This is a genomic window from Phormidium pseudopriestleyi FRX01, from assembly GCF_017313335.1.
Taxonomy (GTDB): domain Bacteria; phylum Cyanobacteriota; class Cyanobacteriia; order Cyanobacteriales; family Laspinemataceae; genus Laspinema; species Laspinema pseudopriestleyi.
The window spans coordinates 1-7,785 of record NZ_JAFLQW010000424.1; the positions used below are offsets into that span (position 1 = coordinate 1).

General features: G+C 44.0%; 7 protein-coding genes. All 7 read left to right on the top strand.

The genetic code is table 11. From position 1 onward, the window contains the following. A partial coding sequence (cas10d, locus tag J0895_RS15825) for a type I-D CRISPR-associated protein Cas10d/Csc3 (protein WP_207089009.1) occupies positions 1–2,529 on the top strand: 2,529 nt, incomplete at its 5' end. 72 nt (positions 2,530–2,601) lie between these two features. Beyond that, positions 2,602–3,618: a type I-D CRISPR-associated protein Cas7/Csc2 gene (cas7d, locus tag J0895_RS15830; RefSeq protein ID WP_207089010.1), complete on the top strand. Its 1,017-nt coding sequence runs from the start codon at positions 2,602–2,604 to the stop codon at positions 3,616–3,618. A gap of 74 nt (positions 3,619–3,692) precedes the next feature. Continuing rightward, positions 3,693–4,415 (top strand): type I-D CRISPR-associated protein Cas5/Csc1, encoded by a 723-nt coding sequence (gene cas5d, locus J0895_RS15835; RefSeq protein ID WP_207089011.1) that lies wholly within the window; start codon positions 3,693–3,695, stop codon positions 4,413–4,415. 99 nt (positions 4,416–4,514) lie between these two features. Then, a complete protein-coding gene (gene cas6 / locus J0895_RS15840; RefSeq protein WP_207089012.1) occupies positions 4,515–5,342 on the top strand; it encodes a CRISPR-associated endoribonuclease Cas6 in 828 nt (275 codons plus the stop codon). Between the two features lie 46 nt (positions 5,343–5,388). After that, positions 5,389–5,982 (top strand): CRISPR-associated protein Cas4, encoded by a 594-nt coding sequence (gene cas4, locus J0895_RS15845; RefSeq protein ID WP_207089013.1) that lies wholly within the window; start codon positions 5,389–5,391, stop codon positions 5,980–5,982. A 101-nt stretch (positions 5,983–6,083) separates the two neighbouring features. After that, complete coding sequence (cas1d, locus tag J0895_RS15850; protein WP_207089014.1) at positions 6,084–7,088, top strand: type I-D CRISPR-associated endonuclease Cas1d; 1,005 nt, start codon at positions 6,084–6,086, stop codon at positions 7,086–7,088. 201 nt (positions 7,089–7,289) lie between these two features. Further along, complete coding sequence (gene cas2 / locus J0895_RS15855; RefSeq protein ID WP_207089015.1) at positions 7,290–7,562, top strand: CRISPR-associated endonuclease Cas2; 273 nt, start codon at positions 7,290–7,292, stop codon at positions 7,560–7,562. The last annotated feature ends 223 nt before the right edge of the window (positions 7,563–7,785 follow it).

Sequence of the window (7,785 nt, forward strand, 5' to 3'; positions counted from 1 at the left end):
AGCAATGAAACCCTGAAGTTGAATTATCACAGTTTGGCGGAAAATCGCGGGGTGTTAACCAATGTAGTCAATAACGCATTGATGGATGCTCACACTGCGCTGAATACCGCCGATTGCACCTACTATGAACCCTTACTCTATCTGCCAACGGGAGTGATTTATCTAGCGCGGCGAGATGCACCACCCGTACCCGTAGCGGATATTCCAGAAAGAGTCATCCAAAAAATTAAGCAATTGTGCGCCAATCAGCTTAAACGCCGACAAACTGGGTTTGGTCGAGATGGCAAAGGCATGAAATATGCTGACTATTACACCCTGTTTTTTGAGGATTTGGGTTTGATGGAAGTGGCGCTTAGTGCTACGTTAAAAATTCTCAATCCCCTCAAAAATTCCGTGGCAAAAAGTCGCAGCGAAAATTTAGTTGCTTTTCAAAAGAAAGGCGTTTTATCAGAGAATGCTGATTTTCAATTTGAGGATGATATCCGCATCGACCAAATTGCAGAATTTGGGGATGTGGCAACGCGCAAAATTTGGGGCGATCGCCTCAGTCGCATCGAAACTGCACGCAAGCAAAATAAGAAATTGCCGTCACCCCCAGATTTAGATTTAGTGCAGGAAATGGTAAAGTTTTGGAACCTTTCCCAATATCTGCCACAGATTCGTGAAATCCAACGCATTAACGAAAGTCTCAAAGCAAACAAGCTCAAAGGGAATACCGGGGGTGTCCCCTATGAGTGGTATTATCTAGCGGCAAAATATCTCCAACATCATCCCGGTGTCGAAGATATCAGACCGATTTGTGAAGCTGCGATCGCACATATTTCTGAACTAACTTCAGCGATTATTTCTCAATATCAACTCCCCGATGGATGGGACGACTTGCGCCAGTGGGTGCAGCAGGTGGTCATGTTACCTGGAATGACGACAGTTGAGACATCTGCGGATACCTTTCTCGATGAACTCCATCGCTATAATATGGCGAAAAAATCGGGACGAGGACGACAAATGATTTGCTCGATTTCTCATTCTGCCTATGGCGTGACTGAACAAATGGAATCAGCAGTTTTATTCACGCCGCAGGTTTATACCAACAAACAAATGTTAGGGGGTTCTAATGCTAAACGGAACATTTCCAGTATTGCCGGTTTGGAGATGATGCTACGGCAAATTTTGATGAATCAAACCCAGGCAACGGGTAAGCGGTTTGAAGATGGCAAATATCGCTATCTCTATTTCTATCCCACCTATTACTTCACCCCAGAAACTAACAAATTTCTCCATCGTGCCTATACGGATATCGCTCAAACTCGGTTTAACGCACAAATTCGCAATCACTTTATCGGCGATGAGTTTAAAGCGAATTTTGAGCGCAGTCAATATCAGAGTGTCGATGCGTTTCTCATGGATGAAGATTTGCAGCGCAAGAAAGACTTGCCAGAAGACGATAAAGAACATAAAAAAGACCGCACTTTTAAGCTGTCTTATCTGGAAGATCAACCCATGACGTTTTACTTCATGGCACTCCCACCGGGACGGGACCCGACGGATACAGAATCCTGGGTAATGCCTGCTTGGTTGGGGTTTGTATTTCCAATGATTCTGGATGTCAAAACCGTGGTTTCCGAGTCGCCAATTCCGCCTTTTAATGATGGTGCAGAATTTGAAGAAACCGTGTTTTTGGATAGCGCACCTGTTGCTTTGCGGTTACTCACCAAGCGCGATCGCTTCCGTCTCGACTACATCTTAGAAGGATGGGAAGAAAACGGTGCATCGTATCCTGCACCCCTGAAGGCGTTAACTGCTGCTTATGCCATACATCTGGATGTGAATGCCAAACAAAGCAAGGGAAAATATGATGCTAACTGGGGGAAATTAACTGAGTTAGCAACAGATTTTGAAACCAGTCCATTGTTTGTATTTGCCTATCTCAATCGCTGGGTGCGTCGCCAAGGGGTAGATACAGCCCGAATTGAGAAAATCAAACTTTACGCTTATGATTTTTACCCCTGCTTTGACCCTTATGTTACCTATAATTCTGAACAGGAGACCCTAATCGTGGGAGAAAAATCGAGTTTGAACCATCCGAAACAATTAACTGAATTGTATCGCGAGTTTTACCGTGCTAATAAGCGATACAATCCCAAAAGTAATGCCGTGCTCAAACCCATTGATATCGCGGCAGATACTATCCTTAAAGCTGACCCCAGCTTTCAAGGGGAAGCCTTAGTAATGGTTGTTGCTGCCGAAGTTTTCCAACTCATGGATCGGGTGCATCGGTCCACAGCAGAAGGTCGCTGGATTTTCAAAAATCGTGAAGATGAACGGCAGGCAATTTTAGAGTTTGCCGAGTATTTTGTAGTCGAGGTATTTGAGAAATCTTTTGGAGGCGATCGCGCTCGTTTAGCAGGACGACAACTCAACCTGATTCGCGATACCTGTGAATTTATTTACCGCCTAGCCGATGACAAAGAAAATCAAGAATATTCCGCTAAATCTAAAGACAAATCAGAGGAAGAATCCCCCGAATAACTGTAAGGACAAGGCACTGCCTTGTCCTCCCCGCAACCTTGTAAACCATTCTTGTTAATCAATACAAAAATCATGGCATTCTTAAAAGCAGTTTCCTCCCAATTTTTCCAAAATGAAATTCCCTACAAACCAATGGGGAAATATGTCCACTTTCTCACGGTTCGCATTACAGAATCCTATCCCCTCTTTCAAACTGATGGGGAATTGAACAAAGCGCGGGTGAGTTCGGGAATTAAGACGAAAGAACCGATTAGCCGTTTGACCATGTTTAAGCGCAAGCAATCCACCCCAGAACGGTTAGTAGGTCGGGAATTGCTGCGAAACTATGGATTAATGACCGCTGAAGAGTGCGAATATAATGTCAGCTTTGCCATGAATAATCCAGATTGCATTATCTATGGGTTTGCGATCGGGGATTCCGGTTCGGAAAAATCAAAAGTGGTTGTAGATACTGCCTTTTCGATTACCCCTTTTGATAACGCGCACGAAACCTTTACCTTAAATGCACCTTATGAAAATGGCACGATGGCATCTAAAGGGGAAGGGGGTTCTAAACCGGGTGAAGTCACCAGTCGAATTAACCAGCAGGACCATATCAAACCCCAGGTCTTTTTTCCCAGCATTGTGACGTTGAAAGACCCGACAGAAGCAGGGTTTCTCTACGTTTTCAATAATATCCTTCGGACCCGTCATTATGGCGCACAAACGACGCGGACGGGTCGCCTGCGGAATGAGTTAATTGGTGTTATTTTTGCCGATGGTGAAATCACTAGCAATTTACGCTGGACTCAGGCAATTTATGATGAAATGAACCTAGCAGACAAGCTGCTATCGCCCGATCCGTTGAACGAAGATGAAGTGACAGCGGCTGCTACGACAACCATTCAAGAGTTAATGGAGGAGGAATTTATCGTGCATACCGATTTTATAGGCGATCGCTTTACGCCGGTACTCAATGAAGTTAAAACCCTGATTCGCAGCGAAGCAGGAATGCAATCGATTTTGCAGCAAGCAGATACCGAGGCAAAAGACTATGCCAAAAAGCACATTAAAAACCAAGACAAAAAAGGAACTGCAAAATCAAAATAGTTCACAAATTGGGTAAAGAAAGGACACGGCACTGCCGTGTCCCAACTGTTTAATTCAAATGGAGGATAACTTTTATGCCGATGATTTCTCGCTATCATCTTGAACTTCACGATAGTCTTTATTACGCCACTCGTGAAATTGGTAGACTGTATGAAACTGAACCAATTTTGCATAATTACGCCCTTTGCTATGCACTGGGATTGGTCGATAGCGATGTCTACGCTACTCGCGTACCGGAAGAACATTCTTACCGATACTTTTGTCGAGAACAAGTGCCACAATATGAGGTGCATTTGACAGCCTTAAATCAGGCTGGAATTTATGTCACTCCAGCGCGATCGCTCTCCCATACCACTCAACTCAATACCTGGAAATATGCGGATAATCGCTATCACGTTGAAATGCAGAAAACTCAAAAAAACATTCCCAGTTATGGTAGAAACAAAGAAGTTTCAGCCGAAAGCATCTTTGAGTTTTTTGTCATTTCCAGTCAGCCGCTAAAATTGCCCCGATGGATTCGGCTGGGTAAATGGATGAGTAAAGCAAAAGTCACAGAAATGCCTTTTTCCGATGCCGTTAAGCGTTCTTTATCCAAAGAACCGTTTATTTGCAAGCATCCACTTAATCCGCTTGATGTCATGTTTACTTATCAAGTTTTTAGTTATGATACGATTAATATGCCGCCGGTTAGCCTAATTCAAAATGTGCGACTACAAGGAGAATGCTTTTCTATCGGTAACTTTAAAATTCCTGCTTACATGGAATATCGATTTCGACCTAACATCAAAGAAAATTAGGCTAATTAATTTTGCCCGATGATTTTGCTCGAAAATTCTTAATTTCCCCTCTCTTCTTCAAAACAATATTCGCCCCAACCTCTAACATAAGGATTAAAAATGCCTCATAGTCTCATCATCAACCTAGTTCCCACCTCCCCGATTTATCCGCAATTTGTCAGCGGTAGACATCTCCATGCCCTATTTTTAACCCTCCTCAACTCTGTTAACCCCGAATTAGCAACCTCTCTGCATGAACAAAAGACTGAAAAAGCCTTTACTCTCAGTCCCCTACAAGTTATCCATTCGTCTCAAAAATCCGGTCACTTATTGCAATGGCAGCACAATAAACCCATTCCCAAAGGAACACCCTGTTGGTGGCGGGTTTCCCTATTAGATGATGGATTATTTAACAACTTGATGCAGCTTTGGTTAAATCTCAATCCCGAACAACCTTGGCATTTAGGTTCTGCCAATTTACAGATTACCCGAATTTTAGGGACGCCGCAAATCACCCAACCTTGGGCTAATTTTTGCAGTTATGCTGAGTTATATGAAAAGGCATCAGATAGTAAGCGAAAAATTGAAATCGCTTTCTGTACGCCTACGGCGTTTCGCCAGGGTCAATATGATTCCTGTTTGCCAACGCGAGAGAGTTTATTTAATAGTTTGCTACACCGTTGGAATAAATACAGTCAAATTCCTCTAGCTGAGTCTTTGACGGAGTATGTTTTTCCCACTTATGTGAATATTCAATCGGAAATTATTACCGATAAACGCAGTAAGTTTATTGGTTGTGTGGGGGAAATGGGATATTCCATTTTAGGGGATGCTTCGCCGCAAGTTATCAAGGATATTAATGTTTTAGCCGATTTTGCCCTCTACAGTGGTGCGGGACGGAAAACACCAATGGGAATGGGGATGATTCGGCGGTTAAATCTGTCTTGATGAAGGGCGATCGCCAGCCAGTTAATTCTCTCCACAATTTAAACCCATGAACAACTCTGATTACATTACTATTGCTGCACTCAATCAATATTCCTATTGTCCTCATCGCTGTTGGCGAATGTTTTGTGCTGGGGAGTTTCGGGACAATCACTACACCTTAGAAGGAACTGATTTACATGAACGGGTACATACTCTGGGAGATGAAAATCGAGAGGAAGTGTGGCAAGTTCGGGCGATTTGGCTGAAGTCGGAACGGTATAAATTGATTGGCAAAGCCGATTTAATTGAATCCGTAGAGGGGGAAATTTATCCGATTGAATATAAGCGGGGGAAGAAAGGAGAATGGGATAATGATGAGTTACAAGTTTGCGCTCAAGCCTTATGTTTAGAGGAAATGATGGGGAAAGCCATTCCCCGAGGGTATGTGTATTATGCCCAAACTCGGCGACGGCAAGAGGTGGAGATTACGGAGGGATTACGACAGGAGGCGATCGCCACTATCGAAGCCATCTCGACCCTGTTACAAACCGGCACAATGCCACCGGCTATCTACAGCAAACGTTGTCGCGGTTGTAGCCTATTTCGCCAATGTTTACCCCAAGCAACAGACAAAATTAAGCGCTATCAAGAAGCCAGTTAAGTGCAAAAAATTCGGGTTTTTATGCTCAAATTTTTTCCTTTAGCGATGGGAGTAAATTTAGCGTTATTCAATCAAATTTAAACGAACATTAGGAGATAATTATGGGAACCGTTTACATCACTCAAGATGACTGTTTTATTGGCAAAACCGATGAGCGTCTGAGCATCCGGGCTAACAAGCAAAAAATGCTGGATGTGCCGCTGATTAATATCGAGGGAGTTGTTGTATTGGGACGAGCAACCGTTTCCCCGGCAGTAGTGAACGAACTGCTCACTCGTCACATTCCCTTGAGCTTTTTAACCCATACAGGGCGCTATTTAGGCCGATTAGAACCCGAGGTAACTAAAAATATTTTTGTTCGCAAAGCCCAGTGGCAAGCTGCCGGAGAAACGGAGAAATCTGTGCATTTAGTGCGCGGTTTTATTCGGGGGAAATTAAAAAACTATCGCATTGCCTTGATGCGAAAACAGCGAGAACGAACTGAATTGAATTTTTCCACCCAAATTGCCCGCCTCCAGGAAGGGATTTCCTCCCTAGAACGGACGACCAGTATTGATTCATTGCGGGGATTAGAAGGGGCGGGAAGTGCGGCCTATTTTCAGTGTTTTGATGCCTTAATTCGCACCGAAGGGTTTAGCTTTGAAGCCCGCCGCCGCCGTCCTCCCACGGACCCAGTGAATGCGCTGTTGAGTTTAGGCTATTCCTTACTGCGCCACGATATCCAGAGTGCGGTGAATATTGTGGGATTTGACCCTTATTTAGGATATCTCCATGTCGAACGCTATGGCCGTCCTTCATTAGCATTGGATTTGATGGAAGAGTTTCGCCCGTTAGTGGTGGATGCAGCGGTTTTAAATGCAATTAACACTCGCTTGATTACTCCGGCAGATTTTACCACTGAACCGATTAGCAATGCGGTTTCTTTAACTCCCGAGGCGTTGCGGATTTTTCTGCGCCTCTATGAACAGAAGAAGCAATCGGAATTTAAGCATCCAGTGATGGGACGAAAATGTAGTTATCAGGAGAGTTTTGAAATCCAAGGACGACTGATGGCGAAGTATTTGATGGCAGAAATTGACCAGTATCCGCCGTTGGTGTTGAAATAAAATTGCTCTGGGGGAAGGGGGAGAGGATTTACCCTCAGACTCGGTTTTTTTAAGGAAAACTGTCTGCTATTCCGGCAGAAATCTTAGGGGTTAAACCCGATTTTTGGGTTCAGGGGGTAAGTCTTTTCAAGGGTAAATTTGGGGGATAAAGTTTTGTGCCCATGAGTTATAGGCGTTTATAGGGAGAAGTTGAGTTAGAGAATGTACATTGTTATTGCTTACGATATTTCTGAGGATAAACGACGCACGAAGATTCATAATATGCTCAAATCCTATGGACAGTGGGTGCAGTTTTCCTTGTTTGAGTGTGATTTGACGGACACGCAGTACAGTAAACTGCGATCGCGCTTGAGCAAGGTGATTAAACCCGAGGAGGACAGCATCCTCTTTTTCTTCCTCTGCGCCTGCTGCCAAGGTAAAATAGAACGAATCGGGGGAGTAGAACCCAGGGACTCCACTATCTTTTTTGTCTAGTTTGCGCGAGCCCTAAGCTGTAGAAAACCCGGGGGCAAAATTTGAGGCTGAAACCCTTACGGGATAAGCCATTGAGCGTTTCCCCCTTTCTCGGGGGTTCGCGCAAACGCTGAAAGCTATACTGGGAGACGATTTGAGAGGAAAATGAAATTCACCTATTTACAAACCACCGGCTGTAATGCTACTTTAAATCTAGGCTCGCGCAAATGCACCTTGAAAACTC

Coding starts and splice junctions, on each gene's coding strand:
- cas5d (WP_207089011.1), top strand. CDS start 3,693: ATGCCGATGATTTCTCGCTATCATCTTGAACTTCACGATAGTCTTTAT.
- cas2 (WP_207089015.1), top strand. CDS start 7,290: ATGTACATTGTTATTGCTTACGATATTTCTGAGGATAAACGACGCACG.
- cas6 (WP_207089012.1), top strand. CDS start 4,515: ATGCCTCATAGTCTCATCATCAACCTAGTTCCCACCTCCCCGATTTAT.
- cas1d (WP_207089014.1), top strand. CDS start 6,084: ATGGGAACCGTTTACATCACTCAAGATGACTGTTTTATTGGCAAAACC.
- cas4 (WP_207089013.1), top strand. CDS start 5,389: ATGAACAACTCTGATTACATTACTATTGCTGCACTCAATCAATATTCC.
- cas7d (WP_207089010.1), top strand. CDS start 2,602: ATGGCATTCTTAAAAGCAGTTTCCTCCCAATTTTTCCAAAATGAAATT.